Raw genomic sequence first — 25,917 nt, 5'->3', positions numbered from 1 at the left:
TGATGACCTCCATCGGTTTGGGTATGCCGGGTGTCGGTAGTGAACCGCCGGCCCCGCCGACCCTGGCGCCGCGCCGCAAGACCCGTCAGCTGATGGTGCGCGACGTCGGCGTCGGCAGTGACTACCCGATCGCGGTGCAGTCGATGTGCACCACGAAGACCCACGACGTGAACGCCACGCTGCAGCAGATCGCCGAGCTGACGGCGTCCGGTTGCGACATCGTGCGCGTGGCCTGTCCGCGGCAGGAGGACGCCGACGCGCTGGCAGAGATCGCTCGCCACAGCCAGATTCCGGTGATCGCCGACATCCACTTCCAGCCCAAGTACATCTTCGCGGCCATCGACGCCGGCTGCGCCGCGGTGCGCGTGAACCCGGGCAACATCAAGGAGTTCGACGGCCGGGTCAAGGAGGTCGCCAAGGCCGCCGGTGCTGCCGGCATCCCGATCCGCATCGGCGTCAACGCCGGTTCGCTGGACCCGCGGCTGCTCGAGAAGTACGGCAAGGCGACCCCGGAGGCGCTCGTCGAGTCGGCGCTGTGGGAGGCCTCGCTGTTCGAGGAACACGGCTTCGGTGACATCAAGATCAGCGTCAAGCACAACGACCCGGTGATCATGGTCGAGGCCTACCGGCAGCTGGCCGCGAAGTGCGACTACCCGCTGCACCTCGGCGTGACCGAGGCCGGTCCGGCGTTCCAGGGGACCATCAAGAGCGCCGTCGCGTTCGGCGCGCTGTTGAGCGAGGGCATCGGCGACACCATCCGGGTGTCCCTGTCCGCGCCGCCGGTGGAGGAGGTCAAGGTCGGCAACCAGATCCTGGAGTCGCTGAACCTGCGGCCCCGCGGCCTGGAGATCGTGTCGTGCCCGTCCTGTGGACGTGCCCAGGTGGACGTCTACAAGCTCGCGAACGCGGTGTCGGCCGGCCTCGACGGGCTCGACGTGCCGCTGCGCGTCGCCGTCATGGGCTGCGTCGTCAACGGGCCGGGCGAGGCACGCGAGGCGGACCTCGGCGTGGCGTCCGGCAACGGCAAGGGCCAGATTTTCGTGCGCGGCGAGGTGATCAAGACCGTGCCCGAGTCGCAGATCGTCGAGACCCTGATCGAAGAGGCGATGCGAATCGCCGCCGAGTCGGGAACCGATGCGAGCGGTTCGCCCGTCGTAACCGTAAGCTGAGCACAGTTCTGTGACTACGGTCACGGACAGCCCCAACTAGCAACCAGGTCACACTCGCAGAAGGTCGGTGAATGTCGGCTCCTCCGCTGTTCCGGATCGCAGATGCGCGCCGGATCTCAGTGGTGCGCGAGGTCGCCCAGGTGCAGCAGGTCTTCGACGAGGATCCGGTCGGCACCTGCATGGTGGCTGCCCGCGTCGGCGACCACGGCCTCGATCCGGTGGCCATCGGCGGTGAGCTGTGGACGCGTAGCCGGCCCGCCGAGTCGCTGTGCTTCGCCGGGGTGAACCTGATCCCGATGCGGGGCACCGCGGCCGACATGATGGTGTTCGCCGACAAGGTCATGAGCGCGCCGCGGCGGTGTTCGTCGCTCGTGGGCCGCGCCGAGCTGGTACTGCCCATGTGGCAGCAGCTGGCCCAGGTGTGGGGACCGGCCCGCGAGGTGCGGGACTGCCAGCCGCTGCTGACGCTGTCCGACGCTCCGCAGTGCCCCGTCGACCCGGCGGTGCGCCCGGTCCGGATGGACGAGCTGGACGCGTATGTCGTTGCGGCAGTGGACATGTTCATCGGTGAGGTGGGTGTCGACCCGCGGATGGGCGACGGCGGCCGCGGCTACCGCCGCCGGCTGGCGGGGCTGATCGCCGCGGGCCGGGCCTGGGCGCGGTTCGAGGACGGCCAGGTCGTGTTCAAGGCGGAGATCGGCGCCCAGACGTCGCGGGTCGGTCAGATCCAGGGTGTGTGGGTACACCCGGACTGGCGTGGCCGCGGTCTCGGTGCCGCCGGCACGGCAAGCTTGGCGTCGGCGGTGCTGCGCAGCGGCCGGACGCCCAGCCTCTACGTCAACGATTTCAACGCCCCGGCTCGGGCGATCTACCGGCGTATCGGGTTCAGCCAGCTGGGTACGTACGCCACCGTGTTGCTGGACTGACGTTTTCGCGCCCGACATGCGCGTTGGGCACGCGACACGCCGGCCGGGCGGTGTGGAACGTCGATCTCGAGGTCGCCCGCCGGGGGCCGGCAAGGCTCGCAATCCGACGTAGCTCACAAAACTGTCACGGTTGTATCTCGGTGTGCCTCCATGCCACGGGCTGGTCACACTTCTAACATCAGCCCCAATGGCAACGCACACATCATCCGTTTCACGCTCGGCCGCGTTGTTGTCGGTGGTGGCGGTCGCAGGAGCGATGACGGCCTGCACCCCGAAGCCCAACGGCCCCGAGCCCACCGCGCAGGCGTTCTTCGCCGCGCTCGGCCGCGGCGACACCGGTGCCGCCGCCGACCTGTCCGACAAGCCCAACGAGGCCCGCACCGCGATCAACCAGGCCTGGTCCGGCCTGCAGGCAACCAAGCTCGACGCGCAGGTGCTCGGCTCCAAGTACACCCAGGACACCGGCAAGATCACCTACCGGTACACCTGGCACCTGCCCAAGGATCGCACCTGGGCCTACACCGGACAGCTCAACATGATCCGGCAGGACGGCCGGTGGCAAGTCCGTTGGGGCAGCACGGATTTGCATCCCAACCTGGGGGAGCACCAGAGCTTTCAGCTGCGCGCCGACCAGCCGATCCGCGCCTCGGTCAACGAGCTCGGCGGCACGAACGTTCTGGTACCGGGGTACCACTACAACTACGCGCTGAACGCCCGGTCCGCGGCGGGCGAGCTGATGCGGACCTCCCGCGTGGTCGCCGACGTGCTGCGGCAGTTCGACAACACCATGGACGCCCAGCGGCTCGCCGAACAGGCCAGCTCGTCCACCGGACCGCTCAACCTGATCACCCTGCGCCGCGAGGACAACGACAAGGTGTCGGGGTTGCTCGGCCATCTGCCCGGTGTGGTGATCACCCCGCAGCCGGAGATGGTCCCCACCGATCCCCGATTCGCGCCGGCCATCGTCACCGAGGTCAAGAAGCAGGTCGCCGATCAGCTGGTCGGCCAGCCGGGTTGGCGCGTCGTCAGCGTCAACCAGAACGGCGCCGACATCGACGTCCTGAACGAGGTCCCGGGTAAGCCGGCCCCGTCGATCACCATCAGCCTGGACCGCAACGTGCAGAACGCGGCCCAGGATGCGGTGAACATGGTGGGCCGCAAGGCGATGATCGTCGCCATCAAGCCGTCGACCGGCGAAATCCTGGCCGTGGCCCAGAACGCGGCCGCCGACGCCGACGGCCCCACCGCCACCATGGGCCTCTACCCGCCCGGGTCGACGTTCAAGATGGTCACCGCCGGCGCTGCCATCGAGACCGACATGGCCGGGCCCAACACGCTGCTCGGCTGCCCCGGCACCATCGACATCGGGCATCGCACCATCCCGAACTACGACCGGTTCGACCTCGGCGTCGTCCCGATGTCGAGGGCCTTCGCGAACTCGTGCAACACGACCTTCGCCGAACTGGCCAGCCGGATGCCGCCGCGCGCCCTGACGAACGCGGCCGCGCAGTACGGCATCGGCGCCGACTACCAGGTCGCCGGCATCGACACCGTCACCGGGAAGGTGCCGCCCACCGTGAACCTGGCCGAGCGCACCGAGGACGGCTTCGGCCAGGGCAAGGTGGTGGTCAGCCCGTTCGGCATGGCACTGGCGGCGGCGACGGTCGCGGCCGGAAAGACCCCGCTCCCGCGGCTGATCGAAGGCCGCCCGACCACCGTCTCCGGCAATACGGCGCCGATCACGCCCAAGATGGTCGACGGTCTACGGCCCATGATGCAGCTGGTGGTGACCAACGGCACAGCCAAGGATCTGCGCGGCAGCGGCGACGTGCGCGGCAAGACCGGGGAAGCCGAGTTCCAGGGTGGTTCGCACGCCTGGTTCGCCGGCTACCGCGGTGACATGGCCTTCGCGGCCCTCATCGTCGGCGGTGGCGGGTCGGAGACGGCGGTCCGGATGTGCCGGGACATGTTCAAGGGCCTGCCGCCCGATTACCTGGCCTGACCGAAGCCCCTGACATGAGTAGCCTGTTTGGGTGACCAACAGCGACGAGATCGCGGTCCTGCGCGTCTCCGACGCCGACCGCAACGGCACGCTCCGGCGGCTGCACAACGCGGTGGCCCTGGGGCTCATCGACATGGACGAGTTCTCCGAGCGGTCCGCGCTGGTCGCTCTTGCCCGTCAGCAGGGCGAGCTGGCGGTACTGGTCGGCGACCTGCCCGCGCCCAACGCGATCGTGACCGGCTCGGCCGACCGCGTCGAGCTTCGCGGTGTCATGGGGTCGCTCAAGCGGCAGGGTGAGTGGGTCGTGCCGACCCGGCTAGCGCTGGTCCGCCGCGTCGGCTCGATCGACCTGGACCTGACCCGGGCCCGGTTCGGCGGGCCCATCGTGGTCATCGAACTCGATCTCAAGTTCAGCTCTCTGGATCTCCGGCTGCCCGAGGGCGCCAGCGCCTCCATCGACGACGTCGAGGTGGCGGTCGGCAGTGCCACCGACCATCGCAAGGACGCGCCCGCCGACGGCACCCCGCACGTCATCCTCACCGGGCGGGTGGTCTTCGGGTCGGTCGATATCCGCGGGCCGCGCCGGACGTGGTTCGGCCGCGGCGACCGATAACTCCGGCGCTCGCTAAGCTGGGACGATGTCTGTTCGAACCGCGCTTCGCCCCGGCGAGGTGTCTCCGACCCTGCCGGTGCCCAAGTCGATCCCGCGCCCCGAGTACGCGTGGAAGCCGACGGTGCGCGAAGGCAGCGAGCCCTGGGTGCAGACGCCCGAGGTGATCGAGAAGATGCGCGTCGCCGGCCGCATCGCGGCCCAGGCGCTCGCCGAGGCCGGCAAGGCCGTCGCACCCGGCGTCACGACCGACCACCTGGACCGGGTGGCGCACGAGTACATGCTCGACCACGGCGCCTACCCGTCGACGCTGGGCTACAAGGGTTTTCCCAAGTCCTGCTGCACCTCGCTGAACGAGATCATCTGCCACGGCATCCCCGATTCGACGGTGATCGAGGACGGTGACATCGTCAACATCGACGTCACCGCCTACAAGGACGGCGTGCACGGCGACACCAACGCCACGTTCCTGGCCGGCGACGTGTCCGAGGAGCACCGCCTGCTGGTCGAGCGCACCCACGAAGCCACCATGCGGGCCATCAAGGCCGTCAAGCCGGGGCGGCAGCTGTCGGTGATCGGCCGCGTCATCGAGTCGTACGCAAACCGATTCGGCTACAACGTCGTTCGCGACTTCACCGGGCACGGCATCGGCGAGACGTTCCACAACGGCCTGATCGTGCTGCACTACGACAAGCCCGAGGTCGACACCGTGCTGGAGCCGGGCATGACCTTCACCATCGAGCCGATGATCAACCTCGGCTCGCTGGACTACGAGATCTGGGACGACGACTGGACCGTCGCGACCGTGGACAAGAAGTGGACGGCGCAGTTCGAGCACACCCTCGTGGTGACCGACGACGGCGCCGAAATCCTGACCCTGCCGTGATGTGACCGGCGGGGCTCTGCTGGTCGCCGGCACCACATCGGACGCCGGTAAGTCGATGGTGGTGGCCGGGCTGTGCCGGCTGCTGACCCGCAAGGGCGTGCGGGTCGCGCCGTTCAAGGCCCAGAACATGTCCAACAACTCGGCCGTCACGGTCGAGGGCGGCGAGATCGGGCGCGCCCAGGCGATGCAGGCCCGGGCGGCCGGGCTGGCGCCGAGCGTGCGGTTCAACCCGGTCCTGCTCAAGCCGGGCGGGGACCGGACGTCACAACTCGTGGTGCGCGGCGTCGTCGCCGGCACGGTGGCGGCGGGGGACTACTTCACCCGCCGGACGCAGCTGGCCGGCGTCGTGGCCGACGAATTGGCCGCGCTGCGAAGCGAATTCGATGTGGTGATCTGCGAAGGCGCCGGCTCGCCCGCCGAGATCAACCTGCGCGCCACCGACGTGGCCAACATGGGCCTGGCCCGCGCCGCGAACCTGCCGGTGGTCGTCGTCGGCGACATCGACCGCGGCGGGCTGCTGGCGCACCTGTACGGCACGGTGGCGGTACTCGAACCCGCGGACCAGAAACTGATCGCGGGATTCCTAGTCAACAAGTTCCGGGGCGACCCGGCGCTGCTGGAACCCGGCCTGCGACAACTGGAGTCGCTCACCGGCCGCCCGACCTACGGCGTGATCCCGTATTCCGACGACCTGTGGCTCGACGCCGAGGACTCGCTGTCGGTCACGCCACGCGGGCAGCTGGGCCGGCCGACGGCGCCGCGCGGCCGGGATGTCCTGACCGTGGCCGCCGTGCGTCTGCCCCGCATCTCGAACTCCACCGACGTCGAGGCCCTTGCGTGCGAGCCGGGGGTGCACGTCCGCTGGGTCGACACCGCGGCCGAGCTGGCCGACGCCGATGTGGTGGTGCTGCCCGGCAGCAAGGCGACGGTCTCCGATCTGAACTGGTTGCGCGACCGTGGACTCGCCGAAGCCGTTGTCGCGCATGCCCGGTCGGGGCATGCGGTGCTCGGCGTCTGCGGCGGGTTCCAGATGCTGTGCACGACGATCCACGACACCGTCGAGTCCGCTGCGGGCCGGGTGCCCGGACTGGGTCTGCTGGATGCCGACATCGAGTTCGACGCCGACAAGACCCTGAAACACTGGGACACCCCGTTGTACGGCTACGAGATTCACCACGGCCGGGTCGCGCGATGCGCCGAGCTGGACTGGCTGGGGGTCGGTATCCGGCGGGGTCAGGTGTACGGCACCCACTGGCACGGGCTGCTCGACAACGACGCCGTGCGGCGGGCCTGGCTCACCGAGGTCGCCACGGGCTGTGGCAAGGACGGGTTCGTCGTGGCCGACGACGTGAACGTCGCTGCGTTGCGCGACGCGCAACTCGACGTGATGGCCGATCTGCTTGCCGCACATGTGGATGTCGACGCGGTGCTGAAGCTCGTCGAGTCCGGTGCGCCGGCCCGGCCGGTGATCACCGGCAGCCTGCTCGCGTGATCAGCTCGGTTCGCCCACGGGCTCTGCCGGTGCTGTCGGCGCCGTCGGTTCTATCGGCTCCTCGACCTGCTTGATGGGGCCGGTGAACCAGTTCTTCACCGACACGTGCCAGTAGATGTAGAGCAAGACCAGGACACCACCGACCAGCAACGGCGTGTAGTTCACGAACTTCCACTCGAAGCTCGGGTCCCACGGCACGCCGCCGAGGGATGTCGGGAACATCGCGATGATCGAGGTGATCGTGATCTCGGCCAGCGCCACCGGCGCCATCCAGCGATGGTGGCCGCGCAGATTCCAACTGCCCGTTTGGAATTCATCGCCGGCACGCCAGCGGTAGTAGATCGGCACCGCGAAGCACAGGTAGACCCCGACGACCCCGATGGAGACGACGGCGTAGAACGCCACCGGTGTGGGCGTGCCGTTGATGTCGACCTTGACCAGGGCCGGCAGGGTGAGTGCGGCGGCCACGACCGCGGTGATCGTGACGCTGTGTGTCGGCACCCGGTGCTTGTTGACCTCCGACCACCACCGATGGCCGGGCACCGCGCGGTCCCGGCTGAACGCGAACAGCATCCGGGATGCGCTGGTCTGGCAGGCGACGGCGCAGAAGAACTGGCCGGCTGTCGAGATGAACAGCACTGCCGTCGCCCAGTTCGAACTCATGGCCTGGTTGAAGATGGCGGCCACCGCGCCGCCGCCCTTGGATACCGCGTCGGAATCCTGGACGGCAAACAGGAAGGCCAGCAAGAGGATCCAGCCGCCGACGGCCGAGTAGAAGATGGACCGCCAGATGCCCTTGGCGGCCGCACCCGCCGCGCTCTTGGTTTCCTCCGACAGGTGTGCCGACGCGTCGTAGCCGGTGATCGTGTACTGCGTGAGGATCACCGAGATCGGCAGCACCACCAACAGCCAACCGGCGCCCGAGGTGGCGCCGCCGAACATGCCGCTGTTGTTGATCGTCTTGGCGAAGACGTCCGAGAAACTCGCGTGGTGAGTCGGTACGAAGATCAGGATGCCGATGACCGCGGCCGCGCCGAAGACGTGCCACCATACGGAGACGTTGTTGATGATCGCCAGCAGATGGCTGGAGAAGATGTTGATCAGCGCCGAGATGCCCAGGATCGCAACGAAGATGACGAAGGTCCGGGTGAGGCTGTATCCCGCCAGCCAATCGGCGCTGAGAGTGCCCAAGGTGAGGTCGATGAACGTCGCGCAGCCGTAGGCCACGGACGCGAGGATGGCCACCAGTCCGATGAGGTTGAGCCAGCCGGCGTAGAAGCCGGCTTTCGCGCCGCCGAGTTTTGCTGCCCACCAATAGATTCCGCCGGAGGTAGGGAAGGCCGACACCAGTTCGGACATACAGAGGCCGATGACGAGGATGAATGCCGCGACGATCGGCCAGCCCCAGGCGATCGCGGCCGGTCCGCCGTTGTTCCAGCCCAGCCCGAACGAGGTGAAGCACCCCGAGAGGATGGAGATGATCGAGAACGAGATGGCGAAATTGCTGAACCCGGACCAGGAGCGCTGCAGTTCCTGGCTGTATCCGAGCTTGGCCAGTAGCAGCTCGTCTTCGGTAAGTGCTTCGTGTCCTTCTGGCACTGTGGCCTCCTTAGGCGCCCCCGGATGTTGAAGAACAATAGGGTCAGTCCGGGTTTCGCGCTGGCCAACGGGTCCTGGCGTTACGGCGATGTTTCGGCCCGCGCTCAGCCGTGCAGGATGCGGTATTCCTCGATGGCGCCGGGGTGCAACGGGATTCGGCCGGTCTGGATCATCGACGGCGGCTGCAGGTACTGCAACCCGCGGACTTCCGGCGGCATGAGCTGCGTCGCGTCGTTCGCCAAGACATCGACCGCGGCCGCCGCCAGCGCGTTCGGCAGGCCGGGCCGGCACAGCAGCAGATCGGGGGAGCCGATGGTGTACACGCTGGACGGCACATAGGCGCCGATCGGCGCCCGCAGGAGCAGGTAGGGATAGGACGCCAGTTCCGTCATCGGTGCGACCCACGGCGTCAGGTCCAGGATGCGCAGCGGCAGCGTCTTGTCGAGCTCGGCGATGGCGGGTGTGGGGATGCCGCCGGACCAGACCAGCGCGTCGATGGTGTGGTTGCCGAGGGCGGCCACCGCATCGTTCAGGCGCAGGTCGACCCGCCGGACCCGGTCGGCCAGGTTCGCCGCGCGAAACAGCACCGTGGTGATGGCCGCGACGCCGGAGCCGGACGGTCCGGTGGAAACCGTCAGTCCGGCAAGGTCATTCACCTGCCGGATGGCGGAGTGGTCGGGGACGACCAGCTGCAGATAGTTCTCGTAGACTCGCGCGACCGCAGGCGGGACATCGGTGGCCGGCCGGGCTCGCAACTGCTGCTCGACCACGTCGGCCTGCGCGAGTGCCATGTCCGCCTGGCCCGACCGCAGGAGCTCGAGATTGTCGACGCTGCCGGCGGTGGGCATCACGGTGACCGTGATGCCGGGATACCGAACCCGTAGGCGCTGGGCGAAGATCTCGCCCACCGCCAGATACAGGCCGCCGCGATCCCCGGCGGCCAGCCGAATGGTGCCCTGGGTGTTGTTCGGCAGGCAGGCCGCGGCGACCGCAGCGGCGGAGGAGGCGAGGAACGCGCGCCGGGTCAGGGTCATGATGTGCTCGCCGGCAGGTGATAGCGGACCGCGAGACCGCCGTCGGGGGACCGCTCGACCGATGCCGATCCGCCGTGTGCGGCGGCGATTTCGGTGGCGATGGCCAGGCCGAGGCCGGTGCCCTGGCTGTCGTCGTGCCCGCGCCAGAACCGGGTGGCCGCCCGCGCGACGGTGTCGGCGGGTAGGCCGGGGCCGTTGTCGCTGACGGTGAGATCGATGCCGGCGTCGGTGGGCACCGTCGACACGGTGACGGTGGTGCCCGTACCGGAGTAGCGCAAGGCGTTGTCCAGTGCGATGTCCAAGAGTTGCTCGACATCGTGGCGCGGCATCCGGACGGCGAGGTGGGGGTGGGCGGTCTCGAAGCGCAGCCGCTGGTCATCGGCGTCTGCGTTGGTCTGCCAGAAGTCCAGCCGCTGCTCGACGACGCTGTCCAGATCTGTCGAATCATGCACTGCCGCAACCAGACCGGAACGGTGGCTGTGGCTGGCCTCCTCGGCGCGCGCCAGGCGGAGCAACTGGGCCAGCAGGTTCTCCAACCGGTCCAGCTCCGCCGACATCGAGTCGTAGGTCGGGCGCCCCGATGCGGCGACGTGGTCTTCGAGGGTGTCGGCGCGCAGCCGCACTGCGGCCAGTGGGTTGCGCAACTGGTGGGAGGCGTCGGCGATCAGCCGGCGTTGATGATCGAGCGAGGCGTGCACCGCCTGCGCCATGGCGTTGAACGCCGACGTGAAGCGCCGCAGCTCAGGCGGTCCCGACACGTGAGCCGGCTGGCCGGCGATGCCGCCGGCCATGTCCTCGACGGCCCGCTCCAGCCCGACCAGCGGCCGCAGCACCCACCGGGTCACGCTCTGCGCGGTGACGGCCGCAACCCCGAGCAACACGATGCAGCCCGCCGCGATCCACAACCAGTCCACGGTGATGTCGTGTGCGGCGGTGGCCGGGTCGACGCCCAGGACCACCGCTCCGACCAGCTCGCCGTTGCGCCGAATTCCCTTGGCCTGCAGCATCGGTCGCCGGTCCCACGGCATGATCCGGCTCCGCGGTGCGGCGGGAGCGTCGGACAGCGCGCGCTCGGCGGCCGTCGTCACCCCGGGATCGGTGACCGACAACCCGGCGGCGGCGAGCGTCCGGCCGTCCGCGTCGACGATCAGCACGCCTTCGCCGTACACCCGGTGGTAACGCTCGACCAGTTCGGTGTCGAGTGCGCCCGCGCTGGCAGCGACGTCGGCCAGCGTCGTCAGTTGCCGCTCGCGTTCGGTGTGCAGCACGTTGGTGCGGTGGTCGGCCAGGCTCAGGGCAAGCGGGATCGCCAACGCCGCCGTCGCGATGAGCAGCAGCGTCATCAGCAGCGCACGAACCCGCAGACCCACGTCAGTGATCCAACCGGTAACCGAAGCCACGCACGGTGTGCAGCGGTATTCCGGCCAGCTTGGACCGAATCTGGCCCACGAAGAAATCCAGGGACCGGGAGCGGCCCACCACCGCGGTGCCCCAGCACTCGAGCATCACCTCTTCACGGCTGACCGCCTCACCCTGACGGGCAGCCAGCGTGGCCAGAATCTGGTACTCGGTCTTGGTCAGCGCCTGTGTCTGGCCGGCCACGGTCACCTCGTGCCGGTCGCGATCGATGGTCACCGGCCCGGCCACCACGGGCGGGCGCGCGACGGGACCGGTGCTGCGCTGCACTCGCCGCATGACGGCCTCGATCCGGGCCAGCAGCACCGCCTTTCGGACGGGCTTGACCAGGTAGTCGTCGGCCCCGGCGCGCAGCCCCAGCACCACGGCGCCGTCGCTGTCGCGTGCCGTCATGATGATGACCGGCGCGGTCGATGCCCGGCGCAGTGTGCGAAGGACGTCCAGCCCGTCCATGTCGGGCAGGCCCAGATCCAGTAACACCAGGTCGCAGCCCTTGACGCGATTGAGCGCGTCGTCGCCGCGGGTGGTGTGGGTGACGGTGAGCCCCGTCTGTTCCAGCAGCTCGACCAGCGCAGCGGCGACCCCCTGATCGTCCTCGACGAGCAGCACGCGCATGGGCCGATGGTAGGGCGCGGGCTCGGTGAACCCGCTGATTTCGCAGTGAATCTGAGGATCGTGCAAGGAAAGGCCCGGCGCGCGCCGCGGAGTATTCCGGTGGACCCGGTGCGCGGAAACCATGTGCTCACCAACAGACCTGAGGAGGTCACGATGTACCCGAACACCTATTTCGCCCAGGCGACGGTCGCCGTCGTGGCCGGCGTACTCGTTGCTTTCGGTTCCCTCGGGTCCGGGTGGAGCCCAACTGAATTCACGTTCGCCGTGGCACTGGCCGGCCATTCCTGCGATGTCGTCGTCATGACGGACACGCTGTACTCGCGGCCGACGGCCTGAGCGGCAAGAGAGCGGACGAAACCATGAACGTTGTCAGCGTCGTAGCCGAAATCGGAATGGCGGACACCGCCGACAGTGATTCTTCGTGGGTGCCGATGATCGTGTCCCTTTTGGTCGTCGGGTCCATCCTCGGAATGCACATCTTCGCGGCCTGGCGCTCGCGCCGCCGTCGTGCAGCGCGCCGCCGTGGTGCGGGCCGCCGTGGTGCTGCGGCCTATGGCGTGGGCGCGGGTTCCGACGGCGGGTGGGGCGCCGGATTCTCGGACAGCGGTGGCTCGAGCGGCTGCGGCGGGGGCGGCGGCTGCGGTGGTGGAGGTTGCGGGGGCGGCGGTGGCTGCGGAGGCGGCGGTGGTGGCGGCTGCTGAATATCGGTACCTGCGGTCCGGTTACGTTCGCTACGGTGGCGTCATGCCAATCATCCCGACCGTCGACGGTTTCGGCGCCACCGTCGACGTGTCTGGCCCCGACGCCGCCACGACAGTCGTCATGCTCACGACCAAGCAGGCGACGGGCGCCCTGTGCGAGTTGCTCCACACCGCTTCGCTGCGCACCGTGGTGATCGAGGCCGACGACCGGCTGACCGTGAATTCGGTTGTCGGCATACTGGATACGCTCGGGGTGAAGTGGGCGTTGTTGTTCGCCGACCGCAGCGCGGGCGAGCTGGCCTGGCGGCTGGCGGCCACGCGGCTGGACCGGTTCACCGCCCTGGTGGCCGTCGACGGTAGCCATCCGCGCGCCGACGGGGCAGCGGGCGACGGGTGCCCGCCGGTGGAGATCAACACCACCGTCGTCGTAACCAGCGCCGATGCCCGGGCGCGGGCGCAGGCCGGACAACGCTTCATCTACGGCGAGTTCCGGCTGTCGGAGCTGATGGGCCGGCGCAGTGCCGAGGAGTTCACCGCCCAGGTGGCGAACGAGATCGTGCTGCGCAGCAGTACCTGGTGACCGCCCACTAGGGGCGAGCGAAGCGACGGGAACTGCCGCTAGGGGCGAGCGAAGCGACGGGAACTGCCGCTAGGGGCGAGCGGAGCGACGGGAACTGCCCCTGTCGGTCCCGGCCGTTATCGTGACGACATGGAAGGCACGGACTCGACGGCCGGGCTGGCGCTCGCGCCCCACGAGGTGCTTCGCGCCTTCAACGCCCAGACGCTGGCGCGCGGCGAGACCTACGCGAACCAGGGTCGGGTGGTCGCTGCTCGGTACGACGCCGTCGACGGGACGCTCACCGGCTCGTGCCTGGGTTCGAAGTCCGAGTACTACGACGTCGAAGTGGCGTTGTCGGGTCCCCGCACCGGCCTGGAGATCGAGTACACGGTCTGCACCTGCCCGGTGGGGCGCTACTGCAAGCATGCCGTCGCGCTGCTGTTGGCGGCGATCCCGAGCGCACCTGACCGGACGGCCCCGCAACGCTGGCAAGTGGTGCTGGGTTCGCTGTTGCACGAGATGACCGATGCCGATACCGACGCCGCCGGTAAGCCGTTGGCGCTCGAGTTCGGGATGCTGCCGGCGGGCCGGTATCACACGACGCCCATCGCGACGCTCCGGACGTTGACGGTCGGCAAGCGCGGAAACTGGATCAAGAGCGGGATCAGCTGGCGGCGTCTGTTCGACACCGCCGACCCGGGCGAGTTCGACCGGCAGCAGTACAACGCGCTGCGGGCGCTGGTGCTCGCCGTCCCCGGCTACTATCCGTACAGCAGCGACCAGTTGGTGCTTTCCGCTGTGGGACAGAGCTTTTGGAACGATCTCGACACAGCGGTCGAGGCCGGCGTCACGCTCATCCCGGGAGCGGGCATCCGGGCGGTGGAGCTCGCCAAGGACGTCCAGTTGCGGCTGGACTTCACCGTCTCCGACACCGGCGGTGCGCAGATGTCGACGGTGCTCGTCGTCGACGGCGAGCCGCGGGCGCCCGAAGGCGTCGGACTCGTGGGCGCACCCACACCCCACGGCATCCATCAATTGGTGGACGGCATCCTGCATCTCGGGGCTTTCGCGCCGGTACCCGGTCCCACACTGCTCAAGTTGATCGCGAACGACGAGAAGGTACAGATTCCGCCCGAGGCGCTCTCGGAGTTCGCGACGGACGTGCTGCCGCAGCTGCGCCGGACGGTGCCCGTCGACATGCCGGAGGGTCTGTTCGCCGAACCGGACATCGTGGGGCCGTTGCCCGTGCTGAGCATCACGGTCGACGAGGTTGACGGCCGCGTGAAGTGGCGCACCCGGTACGAGGTGAACGGGCGGCGCCAGGAGTTCGACGCGGCGGGCGTTACCCGCACGAGCGGCATCCGGGACAACGCCGCCGAGGATGCGATGTGGCGGGCCATCGCGCCCGCGCTGGAACTGATTTCGGGACTGTCGGCGCAGGAGGACCCGCTGGCCTCGCTGCTGCTTTCGCGCCGGCTGTCCCTGCCGCAGATCGCGGTGCTGTGCCACGAGGTGCTGCCGCAGCTCGCCGGATACGAACAGCTGATCGTCGAGATCGACGAGCGGGCCGCGGCATTCCGGCGCTCGGTCGCCGGCGCGCAACTGGGGTTCGGTACCGCGTCCTCCGACGAGGCGCCGGCGCAGGACTGGTTCGACCTGCACATCACCATCGATGTCGACGGTTACCCCGTCGCGCTGTCGGCCGTCATCGCCGAACTGGCGTCCGGTGCCACCCACATGCTGCTGTCGAACGGCGTCTACTTCCGGCTCGACACCCCCGAACTGCTCAAGCTCCGGGCCCTGATCGAAGAGGCCCAGGCGCTGGGGGAGCTCGACGGCGACCGGGTCAACGCGTCGTCGCTGAACGCGACATTGTGGGACGAGCTGCTGGGCCTCGGCGTCGTCGACCGGGAACTGGCGCAGTGGCGCGACAACATGGCGCGGCTGGCCGCGGCGCAGCCGCCGGTTTCGGTGTCCACGCCGGCCGGACTGCAGGCCGAGCTGCGCGACTATCAGCGCGACGGGCTCAATTGGCTGGCGTTCCTGTGGGACAACGGACTCGGCGGTGTGCTGGGCGACGACATGGGTCTCGGCAAGACGGTGCAGACCCTGGCCCTGATCAGTCGCGCCGTCGAGCAGGGCGCGGGCAAGTTTCTCGTCGTCGCGCCGACCAGCGTGGCATCCAACTGGGCGGCGGAGTGTGCGAAATTCGCGCCCGGGCTCACCACCGTCGTCGTCTCGAGTACCGAGGCCCGCGGCGCGGTGCCCATCGCCGAGCAGGTCGCCGCGGCCGACATCGTCGTCACGACCTACACGCTGCTGCGGATCGACAACGACCGGTATCGGGAAATCGCTTGGGCCGGAATGATTCTCGACGAGGCGCAATTCGTCAAGAATCATCACAGCAAGACGCACCAGTGCGCGCGTCGTCTCGATGCGCCGTTCAAACTGGCCATCACCGGCACGCCGATGGAGAACAACCTGATGGAGCTGTGGTCGCTGCTGTCGATCACGGTGCCCGGTCTGTTCCCCAGCCCGAAGATTTTCGAGCGCTACTTCCGTAAGCCCATCGAGTCCGACGGCGAGCCCGGACGGCTGGCGCTGCTGCGGCGGCGCATCAAGCCGGTGTTGTTGCGCCGCACCAAGGATCAGGTCGTCAAGGAGCTGCCGCCCAAGCAGGAGCAGATGCTGGCCATCGAACTGTCGGCCAGACACCGCAAGATCTACGACACCCGGCTGGCGCGCGAGCGGCAGAAGGTGCTCGGCCTGCTGGGGGAGTGGGAGAAGAACCGCTTCCAGATCTTCCGGTCTCTCACGCTGTTGCGGCAGCTCAGCCTGCATCCCGGGCTCGTCGATGCCGAGACCATGGAAGCCGGGTCCACCAAGGTGGACTTCCTGATCGAACAACTGGACCAGCTGGTCGCCGAGGATCACAGTGCGCTGGTGTTCAGCCAGTTCACCGGTTTTCTGGCGATCCTGCGCGACCGCCTGGACGCGGCCGGGATCGAGTACAGCTACCTGGACGGGTCGGTGGACGCGCGGGCCCGGGCGCAGGCCATCGACGACTTCAGCGCCGGCCGGACCAAGGTGTTCCTGATCAGTCTCAAAGCCGGCGGTTTCGGACTGAACCTCACCGCCGCCGACTACTGCTTCCTGTGCGACCCGTGGTGGAGCCCGGCCGCCGAAGCGCAGGCCGTCGACCGGGCGCACCGCATCGGCCAGCAGCGCCCGGTGAACGTCTATCGGCTGGTGTCCGAGAACACGATCGAGGAAAAGGTGATCGCGCTGCAGGAGCGCAAGCGCGCGCTGTTCGCCGCCGTGATCGACGACGGTGACATGTTCGGCACCGCAATTACCGCCTCCGACATACGCGAACTGCTGGGCTGAGGGAGACTGAACCGCATGCGGCTTTCGTTGTCCGGTCAGGATTGGGGGCGACTGGCGGCGATGTTCGGCGTCATCGCCGCACTGCACGTCATCGGCTGGGGGACCCTGATCCTCGTCGCCGTACCCGAGCACCACACCGTCGGCGGGACGGCGCTCGGCATCGGGATCGGACTCACCGCGTACACCCTGGGCCTGCGGCACGCGTTCGATGCCGACCACATCGCCGCCATCGACAACACCACCCGCAAGCTCATGGCGGACAACGCCGTTGCCCCGCACGGCCGCAGTGGCAGCCGGCCGCTCAGCGTCGGATTCTTCTTCTCGCTCGGGCATTCGACCATCGTGTTCGGCCTGGCCCTGCTGCTGTCGCTGGGCATCACGTCGATCGTCGGTCCGCTGCAGGACGATTCGTCGATGCTGCACCGGTACACCGGGCTCATCGGCGCCGGCGTCTCGGGCTTCTTCCTGTACCTGATCGCGGCCATCAATGTCGTTGTCCTGGTGGGCATCCTGCAGGTGTTCATGCGGATGCGCCGCGGTGAGTACGACGAGGCCGCACTCGAACATCAACTCAACAACCGCGGGTTCATGAACCGCATCCTGCGCCGGTTCACCCGCGCCATCAGCAAGCCGTGGCAGATGTATCCGCTGGGCGCGCTGTTCGGCCTCGGCTTCGACACGGCGACCGAGGTGGCGCTGCTGGTGCTGGCCGGGACCGGCGCCTCGGCCGGATTGCCGTGGTACGCAATCCTTTGTCTGCCGGTGCTCTTCGCGGCCGGGATGAGCCTGCTGGACACCATCGACGGCGCGTTCATGAATGTCGCGTACGGCTGGGCGCTGGCCCGGCCGGTGCGCAAGGTCTACTACAACATCACCATCACCGGGCTGTCGGTCATGGTGGCCCTGGTGATCGGCACCATCGAATTGCTGGGCCTGCTGGCCGAGGAGCTGGGCTGGTCCGGCGGCGTCTGGGCGTGGATCGGCGAAATCGACCTGAACACCGTCGGATTCGGCATCGTCGGGCTGTTCGTAGTCACCTGGGTGGTGGCACTGCTGGTGTGGCGGTGGGGCCGGATCGAGGAGAAGTGGACGGCCCGGCTCAGCCCGGCTGACAGCTAGCTCAAGCCCAGCAGCGCGTTTTCGATCACCTCGGGCAGCGCCGGGTGAATCCAGTACTGCCCGCGGGCCACGTCCTGCGCCGTCTGCCCGAACGACATCGCCTGGATCAGGGGCTGAATCAACGACGACGCCTGATAACCCATCAGGTGCGCGCCCAGAATCCGTCCGGTGCCGCGCTCGCCGATCAGTTTGACGATGCCCGTCGTGTCTTCCATGGCCCAGCCGTACGCGGTGTCGCCGTACTCCTGCACCTTGACCACGACGTCGAAACCCGCTGCCCGCGCCTCGGCTTCGTTCATGCCGACCATCGCGACCTGCGGATCGGTGAACACCGCGGCGGGAACGAACCGGTGGTCGCTGGCCACCAGCTCGCCGTCCCAGTCGCGCAGCAGGTTCTCCTTCACCGTCCGCGCCTCGTGGTTGGCCACGTGCTTGAGCTGGTGGCGTGACGACACGTCACCCAGCGCGAAAATCCCACGCGCCGTGGTGCGCTGGAACTCGTCGACGACGACGTAGCCGTCGTCGTCGAGACCCACCCCGGCCAAGTGCACATCGAGCAGGTCGCCGTTGGGCACCCGGCCCGTGGCAACCAGCAGGGCGTCGGCGCGCAGAGTCTCGCCGTCGTCGAACTCGAGCACGACGCCGTCACCGTCGCGCTGGGCGCCGACGACGTTCTCCTGCGTCCGCAGGTCCCATTTCTTGCCGACCACCGCGCTGAACCGCCGGCAGATCTCCTCGTCGCAGCGCCGCAGCAGCCGGTCGCCACGCAGGACGATCGTCACCTTCGATCCGAGCGACGAGAACACGTGCGCGAACTCCACCGAGATGAACCCGCCGCCGATGATCACCAGATGCTCGGGCAGCGCCGGGATGCGCATGATGTCGTCGCTGGTGAAGTAGGGGACACCGGAGCCGGCGATGTTCGGGGGAATCCAGCTGCGCGAGCCCGCGGCGATGACCACCCGGTCGGAGCTGAATTCGTCGCCGTCGGCGGTCCGCAACGTGTAGGTGCCGTCGGGCAGCGTCGGCCCGAAGCGGGTGTGGCTGCCGTAGACCGTGACGTTCGGCAGGCCGCGGCGGTAGTCCTCGCCACCGGCCGCGATCGGGTCGATCCGGCCGAAGACGCGCTCGACGATGTCCGGCCAGCGCACCCCGTCGATGTGCGAGTCGACGCCGAAAGTGGCGCTGTGCCGGATGGTCTGGGCCACGTCGGCGGCGTAGACGAACATCTTGGTCGGGATGCAGCCGACGTTCAGGCACGTGCCGCCGAACTTGCCCTGCTCGCAGATCGCGACCTTCAGGCCGTCGTACCGCTCGTCGAGCACGCTGTTGCCCGAACCGGTGCCGATGATGGTCAGGTCGTAATGCTCCATGGCGTCAGGCCTGTTCGTGTTGCGTTGTGGGAGATGCGGATTGTAGATAACCGTCGAGCCAGTGGTTCAGCTCGGCGAACGCGACGGCGCGGGGCCCCGGCAGCGACAGGAACACATCGTGTTTGGCGTCGGCGACCGGGACGATGGTGCTGCGGTTGCCGACGCAGCCGGCCCACCGCGCGATCTGGCTGACGTCGAGCACCGCGTCGCCGCGCTCCATCCCGGCCGCGGTGGTGGTTTCGGCCACCGTGTGGTCCGACCGCAGGATCAGGTTCGGCACCCCGACGTCCAGCCCGCGGTGCAGTTGCAGTTGTCCCCGCCGGATGGCGTTGATCCAGCCGATGGTGACGGGGAAGCCGCCCAACGGTTTCCAGTCCAGGTTGTAGTCGAACTCACCGCCGTGATCGCGGTGCAGGCTGGTGCCGTAGCCGCCCTCGGTCGGCTGCCGGATCACCGCGAGCTTGCGGAACCGGGCCAGCGCTCGCAGGGTGCCCGACACCGGCGCCGTGCGCAGGACCGCCGGCCCGTGCAGATCGAAGAACGGGCTGTTGAGGATCAGGCCGGTGACGTGGTGCGCGGCCGGCGCGCCGTCACGGCGGAGCCGGTCGGCGAACAACGTCGCGATCAGTCCGCCCGCGGAGTGGCCGTACAGGCACACCTTGGCGCCGGCGGTATCGGCGGCGATCAGTTGCAGGGCCTGGCGCAGTTCGTCGTAGTAGGACGCCAGATGGGTGGTGAAATGCGGGGTCTGCCCCGGCCGCCGCGACCGTCCGCATTTATGCAGGTCTATCGCGTAGAACGCGATGCCGCGCGCCGCGAAGTGATCGGCGAGCTCGGTGTGGAAGAAGTAGTCGGTGTAGCCATGAATGACCAGGACCGCCTGCGCGACCCGCCCGGGCTGCCCGCGCCTCACCACGGTGGCGACCAGGTCGCCCTCACCGTCGGGGTCGGTACCCAGTGCCATGGTCTGCTGCCAGTACCCGGGCAGCACGTCCGGTTGCCAGTCGGGTGGTCCCTGTGGCTCCTGCGGCGTCACGTACTCAACCCTAACTGCGACGAACATCATGGTCAATGGGAGGAGATAGCGCGTCGGCGGCGAACTGCGGCGCGATAACCTTGAGCACCGAGCATCCGTCAATACCGGCGGGTAACCCGAGTACGAAGGACAGCGATCACGTGTCGAATGCAAACGTAGCTGAGAGCGCACAGACCGACGTCGTCCTCGTGGGCGCGGGCATCATGAGCGCCACGCTCGGAGCCTTGATCCGGCTGCTGGAGCCCGAATGGTCCATCACCATGATCGAGCGCCTCGACGGTGCCGCTGCCGAGAGCAGCGATCCCTGGAACAACGCCGGTACCGGCCACTCGGCGCTGTGTGAGCTCAACTACACGCCGCGCAACTCCGACGGCACCATCGACATCAAGAAGGCCGTCAGCGTCAACGAGCAGTTCCAGGTGACGCGGCAGTTCTGGGCGTACGCCGTGGAGAACGGGGTGCTGCCGGACGTCAAGAGCTTCCTGAACCCCATCCCGCACGTCAGCTTCGTGCACGGTGCCGAGCACCTCGACTACCTGCGCCAGCGGCGCGAGACGCTGGTCACCAACCCGTTGTTCTCGACCATGGAGTACATCGACGACAAGGATGAGTTCGCCCGTCGGCTGCCGTTCATGGCCGAGCAGCGCGACTTCACCGAGCCCGTCGCGCTCAACTGGACCACCGACGGTACCGACGTCGACTTCGGTTCGCTGTCCAAGCAGCTCATCGGCTTCGCCGCGCAGCGCGGCATGACCACCATGTTCGGCCATGAGGTGACGGGCCTGAGCAAGCAGTCCGACGGCAGCTGGAAGTTGAGCGTGCTCAACCGGCGCACCGGCGACAAGCAGAAGATCAACGCCAAGTTCGTGTTCCTGGGCGCCGGCGGTGGCGCGCTGCACCTGCTGCAGAAGGCCGGTATCCCGGAGGCCAAGGGCTTCGGCGGGTTCCCGGTCGGTGGTGCCTTCCTGCGCACCGACAACCAGGACCTGACGGCGGCGCACCAGGCCAAGGTGTACGGCCAGGCGTCGGTCGGTGCCCCGCCGATGTCGGTGCCGCACTTGGACACTCGCATCATCAACGGCCAGTCCTGGCTGCTGTTCGGGCCGTTCGCCGGCTGGTCGCCGAAGTTCCTCAAGCAGGGCTCGATCACCGACCTGCCGCTGTCGGTCAAGCCCAACAACCTCGCGTCCATGCTCGGCGTCGGCGTCACCGAACTGGGTCTGGTGAAGTACCTGCTCGAGCAGCTGGCCCTCAGCGAAGGCGAGCGCGTCGATTCGCTGCGCGAATTCGCCCCCAGCGCAGTCGATTCCGACTGGGAGCTGGACATCGCGGGCCAGCGTGTGCAGGTGATCCGCCGCAAGGGCATCGGTGGTGTGCTGGAGTTCGGCACCACGGTCCTGACCGCCGAGGACGGCCGCATCGCCGGTCTGCTCGGTGCGTCGCCGGGCGCGTCCACCGCGGTGCCGGCCATGATCGAGGTGCTGGAGCGCTGCTTCGGCGACCGCTACCAGGCCTGGCTGCCCAAGCTCAAGGAGATGGTGCCCTCGTTGGGCGTCAACCTGTCCGGCGAACCCAAGCTGTACCGCGAGGTGTGGGACTGGGGGACCAAGGTGCTCAAGCTCGATCAGCCGGCTTGATCTTCGAGGCCGGATGACCGCCACACCGAGGCGTAGCTGGGCCAAGGATCTCGACGCCGCAACGCTGTACGAGCTGCTGAAGTTGCGCGTCGAAGTCTTCGTGGTGGAACAGGCCTGCCCGTACCCGGAACTGGACGGCCGCGACCTGCTGGCCGAGACGCGGCACTTCTGGCTGGAAAACCCTGATGGCCAAGTCATTTCGACGCTGCGACTGATGGAAGAGCATCCCGGCGGCGAGAAGGTGTTCCGGATCGGCCGGGTGTGCACCAAACGTGCCGACCGCGGTCAGGGCCACACCACCCGGCTGATGCAGGCGGCACTCGCCGAAGTGGGCAGCTACCCCTGCCGGATCGATGCCCAGACCTACCTCGAGGACATGTACGCCCGGCACGGATTCGTCCGCGCCGGTGACGAATTCCTCGACGACGGTATTCCCCATGTGCCGATGCTCCGGCACGGATCGGAGACTCGGTGAGTGCGGTCACGGCACCGTATCCCTTCAGCGCGCTCGTAGGGCAGGACCGGCTGCGGCTTGCCCTGGTGCTCTGTGCGGTGCGCCCCGATATCGGTGGCGTGCTGATCCGCGGCGAGAAGGGCACCGCGAAATCGACTGCGGTACGCGGTCTTGCCGAGGTGCTGGCGGCCGTGGACGCCGACGCCCGGCTGGTGGAGCTGCCGATCGGCGCGACCGAGGACCGCGTCGTCGGCTCGATCGATCTGCAGAAGGTGTTGCGGGACGGCGAACACGCTTTCTCGCCGGGCCTGCTGGCCCGCGCGCACGGCGGCGTCCTCTACGTCGACGAGGTGAACCTCCTGCACGACCACCTGGTCGACGTGCTGCTCGACGCCGCCGCCATGGGCCGCGTGCACATCGAACGCGACGGTGTCTCGCATTCGCACGAGGCCCGATTCATGTTGGTGGGCACCATGAATCCCGAAGAGGGCGAGCTGCGCCCGCAGTTGCTCGACCGCTTCGGATTGACGGTCGACGTGTACGCGTCGCGCGACGTCGACGTCCGGGTCGAGGTCATCCGGCGCCGCATGTCCTACGAAGCGGACCCGGCGGGTTTCGGTGCGCGCTACGCGGCCGACGACGCCGAGCTGGCGGGCCGCATCGCCAAGGCTCGCGCGGCGGTGTCCTCGGTGTTGTTGCCGGACAACGAGTTGCGCCGGATCGCGGCGCTGTGCGCGGCGTTCGACGTCGACGGCATGCGTGCCGACCTGGTGGTGGCCCGCACGGCCGTCGCCCACGCCGCCTGGCGCGGCGCGTCCGCGGTGGATGCGGAGGACGTCCGGGTCGCCGCGGAACTCGCGCTGCCGCACCGGCGCCGTCGCGACCCCTTCGACGACCCGGGCCTGGACCCGCAGCAGCTCGACGACGCCATGGCGCAGGCCGAAGCCGAAGCGCAATCTCAGCCGGAGCCGGATCCCGAATCCGATCCGCCGGGCGGCGGCGTCTCCGCGGACAGCTCGGAAGAGGCGGCGCCGCAAGGAAACTCGGCCGGGCCCGGCAGTGCGTCGCGGCCCAGTGCGCCGCCGTCGGCGACGTTCCGGACCCGGGCGCTGGTGGTGCCCGGCGTGGGGGAGGGCGCTCCCGGCCGGCGGTCGCGGGCGCGCAACCGCACCGGCACCCCGATCTCGGCGACTGACGACGCCCAGGCCGGACACGGCGTGCATGTGTTCGGCACGCTGCTCGCCGCGGCCGACCGCAGGCCACAGGCCGGACGCCTGCAGGTGGCCCCCACCGACGTCCGCCACGCGATTCGCGAAGGGCGCGAAGGCAATCTGGTGATCTTCGTGGTCGACGCGTCGGGCTCCATGGCCGCGCGGGACCGCATGTCCGCGGTCAGTGGCGCGACGCTGTCCCTGCTGCGTGATGCCTACCAACGCCGCGACAAGGTCGCCGTCGTCACCTTCCGCGGCGCCGAGGCCGCCCTGCTGTTGCCGCCGACGTCGTCGGTGCACATCGCGAGCCGGCGCCTGGCCCGTTTCGACACCGGCGGGAAAACTCCGCTGGCGCAAGGGCTTCTGGCCGCGCGGGATGTGGTGCTGCGCGAGAAGACCCGGGACCGGGCCCGTCGTCCGCTGGTGGTCGTGCTGACCGACGGCCGCGCCACGGGTGGCCCCGATCCACTCGGCCGGACCCGGACCGCCGCCGGCCTCCTCGTCGCCGAGGGCGCAGCCGCCGTCGTCGTCGATTGCGAAACCTCCTATATTCGACTGGGATTGGCGCAGCAGTTGGCCGGCCAGCTCGGTGCGCCCGCCGTGCAACTGGCGCAGCTGCGCGCCGACAACCTGGCCCGTGTGGTCCGGGCCGGGCAAGCCGCCGCGTAAGGAAACTGTTATGCCACAAGGACAACCGCTCGTCGTCCCCAACGACGGACTGACCACCAGGGCGCGCCGCAACGCGCCGATCCTGGCCGTGCACACCGGCCCGGGCAAGGGAAAGTCCACCGCCGCCTTCGGGATGGCACTGCGCGCCTGGAACCAGGGCTTCGACGTCGCGGTGTTCCAGTTCGTCAAGAGCGCCAAGTGGAAGGTCGGCGAGGAAGCGGCATTCCAGACGCTCGGCCGCCTGCACGACGAGCAGGGCGTCGGGGGACCGGTGCAGTGGCACAAGATGGGCTCGGGCTGGTCGTGGACGCGCCGGCAGGGCTCCGACGAGGACCATGCCGCTGCGGCCGTCGAAGGCTGGGCCGAGATCTCGCGGCGGCTGGCCGCCGAGCAGCACGACTTCTACGTACTGGACGAGTTCACCTACCCGCTCAAGTGGGGCTGGCTCGACATCGATGAGGTGGTGTCGACGCTGACCCGGCGTCCCGGCACCCAACACGTCGTCATCACCGGCCGCGACGCCCCGCCGCAGCTCCTCGACGCCGCCGACCTGGTGACCGAGATGACCAAGGTCAAGCACCCGATGGACGCGGGCCGCAAGGGCCAGCGCGGCATCGAATGGTGAGTTCTCCCGCGGGGACGAAGTGACCACGAATCCCGTCCCGGCGGTCGTGATCGCGGCGCCGGCGTCGGGTAGCGGCAAGACCACCGTGGCCACCGGCCTGATGGGTGCCCTGCGCCGCGCCGGCCACACGGTGAGCGCCGCGAAGGTCGGCCCCGACTTCATCGATCCGGGCTATCACGCACTGGCCACCGGCCGGCCGGGCCGCAACCTGGACCCGGTCCTCGTCGGCGCCGAACTGATCGGTCCGCTCTACCGGCACGGCAGTGCGGGCGCCGACGTCACCGTCATCGAGGGCGTCATGGGCCTGTTCGACGGCCGCATCACCGAGCAGGCGATGTCGCCGGCGCCCGGGTCGACCGCCCACGTCGCCGGGCTGCTCGGCGCGCCGGTGGTGCTGGTCGTCGATGCCCGGGGACAGAGCCAGAGCATTGCCGCTCTGCTGCACGGCTTTTCGACGTTCGACCGAGCTGTGCGGATCGCCGGGGTGATCCTCAACAAGGTCGGCTCGCCGCGGCACGAGGAGGTCTTGCGGCAGGCCTGCGAGCAGGCGGGCGTCCCGGTGTTCGGCGCCATCCCGCGCAACAGCGGGCTGGAGATTCCGTCGCGGCATCTCGGTCTGGTCACCGCCGTCGAACACGGCCGCCGGGCGCACGAGGCCGTCGACGTCATGACCGAGCTCGTCGCCCGCCACGTCGACATCGAGGCGGTGGCCCGGTGTGCCGGGATCGGCACTCTTGAACCGCAGTGGGCTCCTGAGCTGGAGTCCGGTCCGGCCGCAACGGTCGCGCTCGCCGCCGGCAAGGCCTTCAGTTTCGGGTACGCCGAGCACGCCGAGCTGCTCGAGATGGCCGGCGCCGAGGTCGTGGCCTTCGACCCACTCAGCGACCCGCTGCCGGATGGCACGCAGGCGCTCGTCATACCCGGTGGTTTCCCCGAGCAGTTCACCGCGGAACTGTCGGCCAATGCCGTTGTCCGCGAACAGATTGCCGCGCTGGCGGCCTCCGGCGCGCCGGTGCATGCCGAGTGTGCCGGGCTCACGTACCTCGTCGACGACCTCGACGGGCACCCAATGTGTGGCGTGCTGTCCGGCTCGGCGCGCTTCACCGAACGGCTGACACTGGGCTACCGCGATGCCGTGGCAACGGTCGACTCCAGCATGCACGCCGCGGGGGAGCGCGTCACCGGCCACGAATTTCACCGCACCACAGTCGAATTCGCCGAGCAGCAGCCGCCGGCTTGGGTTTTCCGGGGCGCTGGGCAGGCCACCGTGCACGACGGGGCCGTCCGCGGCGGCGTGCACGCGGGCTACCTGCACACCCATCCGGCCGCGCATCCGCACTCGGTGCGTCGGTTCGTATCGGCGGCAACTAAACTCGCCGAGTGATACTGCGCACGCG

General features: G+C 68.9%; 21 protein-coding genes. 15 read left to right on the top strand and 6 right to left on the bottom strand.

The genetic code is table 11. The annotated features are described in order from the left end of the window. Nucleotides 1–2: 2 nt before the first annotated feature. The 6 genes from ispG to ACJH7A_RS01500 all read left to right on the top strand — a co-directional run bounded on the left by ispG (nt 3) and on the right by ACJH7A_RS01500 (nt 7,085). Nucleotides 3–1,169, top strand: a complete 1,167-nt coding sequence (gene ispG / locus ACJH7A_RS01525) for a flavodoxin-dependent (E)-4-hydroxy-3-methylbut-2-enyl-diphosphate synthase (protein WP_061009581.1) — start codon at nt 3–5, stop codon at nt 1,167–1,169. Nucleotides 1,170–1,240: 71 nt separating this feature from the next. Further along, complete coding sequence (locus ACJH7A_RS01520) at nt 1,241–2,095, top strand: GNAT family N-acetyltransferase (protein WP_212811821.1); 855 nt, start codon at nt 1,241–1,243, stop codon at nt 2,093–2,095. 187 nt (nt 2,096–2,282) lie between these two features. After that, on the top strand, nt 2,283–4,097 hold the full coding sequence (locus ACJH7A_RS01515; RefSeq protein ID WP_212811820.1) for a penicillin-binding transpeptidase domain-containing protein: 1,815 nt from the start codon (nt 2,283–2,285) through the stop codon (nt 4,095–4,097). A 31-nt stretch (nt 4,098–4,128) separates the two neighbouring features. Beyond that, entirely contained in the window at nt 4,129–4,710 is a 582-nt protein-coding gene (locus ACJH7A_RS01510) for a DUF1707 domain-containing protein (RefSeq protein WP_212811819.1), read from the top strand. A 25-nt stretch (nt 4,711–4,735) separates the two neighbouring features. Beyond that, nucleotides 4,736–5,593, top strand: a complete 858-nt coding sequence (gene map / locus ACJH7A_RS01505; RefSeq protein WP_212811818.1) for a type I methionyl aminopeptidase — start codon at nt 4,736–4,738, stop codon at nt 5,591–5,593. A gap of 1 nt (nt 5,594) precedes the next feature. Next, nucleotides 5,595–7,085, top strand: coding sequence for a cobyric acid synthase (locus ACJH7A_RS01500; RefSeq protein ID WP_406801328.1), 1,491 nt, complete (start codon nt 5,595–5,597; stop codon nt 7,083–7,085). On the opposite strand, the gene ACJH7A_RS01495 is transcribed toward ACJH7A_RS01500, so the two are convergent. The 4 genes from ACJH7A_RS01495 to ACJH7A_RS01480 all read right to left on the bottom strand — a co-directional run bounded on the left by ACJH7A_RS01495 (nt 7,086) and on the right by ACJH7A_RS01480 (nt 11,749). Continuing rightward, entirely contained in the window at nt 7,086–8,684 is a 1,599-nt protein-coding gene (locus tag ACJH7A_RS01495; protein ID WP_406801327.1) for an amino acid permease, read from the bottom strand. A 104-nt stretch (nt 8,685–8,788) separates the two neighbouring features. After that, a complete protein-coding gene (locus tag ACJH7A_RS01490; protein WP_406801326.1) occupies nt 8,789–9,718 on the bottom strand; it encodes a TAXI family TRAP transporter solute-binding subunit in 930 nt (309 codons plus the stop codon). Continuing rightward, on the bottom strand, nt 9,715–11,088 hold the full coding sequence (locus ACJH7A_RS01485; protein ID WP_406801325.1) for a sensor histidine kinase: 1,374 nt from the start codon (nt 11,086–11,088) through the stop codon (nt 9,715–9,717). The genes ACJH7A_RS01490 and ACJH7A_RS01485 overlap by 4 nt, the downstream gene beginning before the upstream one ends. A gap of 1 nt (nt 11,089) precedes the next feature. Then, entirely contained in the window at nt 11,090–11,749 is a 660-nt protein-coding gene (locus tag ACJH7A_RS01480; protein ID WP_212811813.1) for a response regulator transcription factor, read from the bottom strand. A 153-nt stretch (nt 11,750–11,902) separates the two neighbouring features. On the opposite strand from ACJH7A_RS01480, the gene ACJH7A_RS01475 reads away from it, so the two are divergent. The 4 genes from ACJH7A_RS01475 (at nt 11,903) to ACJH7A_RS01460 (ending at nt 17,515) form a co-directional block, all read left to right on the top strand. After that, nucleotides 11,903–12,085: a hypothetical protein gene (locus ACJH7A_RS01475; protein WP_318984332.1), complete on the top strand. Its 183-nt coding sequence runs from the start codon at nt 11,903–11,905 to the stop codon at nt 12,083–12,085. Between the two features lie 408 nt (nt 12,086–12,493). Then, nucleotides 12,494–13,030, top strand: a complete 537-nt coding sequence (locus ACJH7A_RS01470) for an alpha/beta hydrolase (RefSeq protein WP_346414917.1) — start codon at nt 12,494–12,496, stop codon at nt 13,028–13,030. Nucleotides 13,031–13,159: 129 nt separating this feature from the next. Further along, on the top strand, nt 13,160–16,396 hold the full coding sequence (locus tag ACJH7A_RS01465; protein WP_406801324.1) for an SNF2-related protein: 3,237 nt from the start codon (nt 13,160–13,162) through the stop codon (nt 16,394–16,396). A 15-nt stretch (nt 16,397–16,411) separates the two neighbouring features. Beyond that, on the top strand, nt 16,412–17,515 hold the full coding sequence (locus tag ACJH7A_RS01460; protein WP_406801323.1) for a HoxN/HupN/NixA family nickel/cobalt transporter: 1,104 nt from the start codon (nt 16,412–16,414) through the stop codon (nt 17,513–17,515). Here the strand turns inward: ACJH7A_RS01460 and mtr are convergent. Both mtr and ACJH7A_RS01450 read right to left on the bottom strand, forming a co-directional pair. Further along, entirely contained in the window at nt 17,512–18,888 is a 1,377-nt protein-coding gene (gene mtr / locus ACJH7A_RS01455; protein WP_406774927.1) for a mycothione reductase, read from the bottom strand. The genes ACJH7A_RS01460 and mtr overlap by 4 nt on opposite strands. Before the next feature lie 4 nt (nt 18,889–18,892). After that, entirely contained in the window at nt 18,893–19,852 is a 960-nt protein-coding gene (locus ACJH7A_RS01450) for an alpha/beta hydrolase (RefSeq protein ID WP_406801384.1), read from the bottom strand. Nucleotides 19,853–20,064: 212 nt separating this feature from the next. Here ACJH7A_RS01450 and mqo point away from each other — a divergent pair, with 212 nt between their 5' ends. Genes mqo through ACJH7A_RS01425 form a run of 5 tightly spaced genes read left to right on the top strand, consistent with a single transcriptional unit; the run spans nt 20,065 to nt 25,904 of the window. Continuing rightward, on the top strand, nt 20,065–21,561 hold the full coding sequence (gene mqo / locus ACJH7A_RS01445; protein ID WP_073695149.1) for a malate dehydrogenase (quinone): 1,497 nt from the start codon (nt 20,065–20,067) through the stop codon (nt 21,559–21,561). Between the two features lie 13 nt (nt 21,562–21,574). Then, a complete protein-coding gene (locus ACJH7A_RS01440) occupies nt 21,575–22,036 on the top strand; it encodes a GNAT family N-acetyltransferase (protein ID WP_406801322.1) in 462 nt (153 codons plus the stop codon). Then, nucleotides 22,033–23,895 (top strand): magnesium chelatase subunit D family protein, encoded by a 1,863-nt coding sequence (locus tag ACJH7A_RS01435; RefSeq protein ID WP_406801321.1) that lies wholly within the window; start codon nt 22,033–22,035, stop codon nt 23,893–23,895. Before ACJH7A_RS01440 ends, ACJH7A_RS01435 begins: the two co-directional genes overlap by 4 nt. Nucleotides 23,896–23,905: 10 nt before the next feature. Next, complete coding sequence (cobO, locus tag ACJH7A_RS01430; RefSeq protein WP_212811803.1) at nt 23,906–24,520, top strand: cob(I)yrinic acid a,c-diamide adenosyltransferase; 615 nt, start codon at nt 23,906–23,908, stop codon at nt 24,518–24,520. 19 nt (nt 24,521–24,539) lie between these two features. Beyond that, nucleotides 24,540–25,904, top strand: a complete 1,365-nt coding sequence (locus ACJH7A_RS01425; protein ID WP_212811802.1) for a cobyrinate a,c-diamide synthase — start codon at nt 24,540–24,542, stop codon at nt 25,902–25,904. The last annotated feature ends 13 nt before the right edge of the window (nt 25,905–25,917 follow it).

This window comes from Mycobacterium sp. SMC-17 (assembly GCF_045310915.1).
Classification (GTDB): Bacteria; Actinomycetota; Actinomycetes; order Mycobacteriales; family Mycobacteriaceae; genus Mycobacterium.
This window is presented reverse-complemented; position numbering and strand designations above follow the sequence as displayed.

Excerpts from the sequence above, each read along its gene's own strand:
- ispG (WP_061009581.1), top strand. The coding sequence starts at position 3 with ATGACCTCCATCGGTTTGGGTATGCCGGGTGTCGGTAGTGAACCGCCG.
- ACJH7A_RS01520 (WP_212811821.1), top strand. The coding sequence starts at position 1,241 with ATGTCGGCTCCTCCGCTGTTCCGGATCGCAGATGCGCGCCGGATCTCA.
- ACJH7A_RS01515 (WP_212811820.1), top strand. The coding sequence starts at position 2,283 with ATGGCAACGCACACATCATCCGTTTCACGCTCGGCCGCGTTGTTGTCG.
- map (WP_212811818.1), top strand. The coding sequence starts at position 4,736 with ATGTCTGTTCGAACCGCGCTTCGCCCCGGCGAGGTGTCTCCGACCCTG.
- ACJH7A_RS01490 (WP_406801326.1), bottom strand. The coding sequence starts at position 9,718 with ATGACCCTGACCCGGCGCGCGTTCCTCGCCTCCTCCGCCGCTGCGGTC.
- ACJH7A_RS01480 (WP_212811813.1), bottom strand. The coding sequence starts at position 11,749 with ATGCGCGTGCTGCTCGTCGAGGACGATCAGGGGGTCGCCGCTGCGCTG.
- ACJH7A_RS01475 (WP_318984332.1), top strand. The coding sequence starts at position 11,903 with ATGTACCCGAACACCTATTTCGCCCAGGCGACGGTCGCCGTCGTGGCC.
- ACJH7A_RS01470 (WP_346414917.1), top strand. The coding sequence starts at position 12,494 with ATGCCAATCATCCCGACCGTCGACGGTTTCGGCGCCACCGTCGACGTG.
- ACJH7A_RS01465 (WP_406801324.1), top strand. The coding sequence starts at position 13,160 with ATGGAAGGCACGGACTCGACGGCCGGGCTGGCGCTCGCGCCCCACGAG.
- ACJH7A_RS01460 (WP_406801323.1), top strand. The coding sequence starts at position 16,412 with ATGCGGCTTTCGTTGTCCGGTCAGGATTGGGGGCGACTGGCGGCGATG.
- mtr (WP_406774927.1), bottom strand. The coding sequence starts at position 18,888 with ATGGAGCATTACGACCTGACCATCATCGGCACCGGTTCGGGCAACAGC.
- ACJH7A_RS01450 (WP_406801384.1), bottom strand. The coding sequence starts at position 19,852 with ATGGCACTGGGTACCGACCCCGACGGTGAGGGCGACCTGGTCGCCACC.
- ACJH7A_RS01440 (WP_406801322.1), top strand. The coding sequence starts at position 21,575 with ATGACCGCCACACCGAGGCGTAGCTGGGCCAAGGATCTCGACGCCGCA.
- cobO (WP_212811803.1), top strand. The coding sequence starts at position 23,906 with ATGCCACAAGGACAACCGCTCGTCGTCCCCAACGACGGACTGACCACC.